Source organism: Schaalia canis, from assembly GCF_003858455.1.
Lineage (GTDB): Bacteria > Actinomycetota > Actinomycetes > Actinomycetales > Actinomycetaceae > Pauljensenia > Pauljensenia canis.
The window spans coordinates 1-540 of the sequence record NZ_RQZF01000038.1; the positions used below are offsets into that span (position 1 = coordinate 1).

At 56.7% G+C, this 540-nt stretch carries 1 protein-coding gene; it reads right to left on the reverse strand.

Annotated elements, in window-relative coordinates; genetic code table 11:
- Nucleotides 1–468: hypothetical protein (locus EII11_RS10360; protein ID WP_133306635.1), on the reverse strand; the 468-nt coding region annotated here is incomplete at its 3' end.
- Between the last annotated feature and the right edge of the window lie 72 nt (nt 469–540).

A 540-nucleotide genomic window follows, 5' to 3' on the forward strand; every position in this document is an offset into this window, starting at 1 on the left:
GAGGTAGACGGCGGGGACGAGGAGGGTGTAGATGCCGGTGGTTTTGGTCATGGGGAGGATGATGCCGACGATGATGAAGAAGATGGTGGCGATGGTTTCGGCGATCATGAATTGGGACATGTCGGGGATGGTGGGTACGCCTTTGGAGCCTTTGCCTCGCCAGGAGTGGGTGAGGTCGAACCAGAGGTGTTGTGCTGCTGGTTGGGCCTTCTTGGCGGGGGTGGTCAAGACAGCTGCGCAGCGTTCAGTGTACTCAGGAAGAGTTTCAATATTGGTGTTGACGGTTTGGTAGTGCAAGACTGCGTCAACCAGTGCGAGTCCGGCTTCTTCGCGTCTGCCTGCTCGGGCGTGTTCAAGCGCTCCCTCATAAGCCCTGCCAAGCAGGTCATAGTCCCAGTCGTCTTTGGGGTAGCGCCGGTATTCAGTTTGGAAAATTAAGCGTTTGAAGGCGATGAGTAATGCCTCCACGCAGGCTATTTCTACAGGGGTGGGGGTGTTTTTGGGGAGGTTGGAAGGGGCGTGTGTGTGATCCATGGCGTG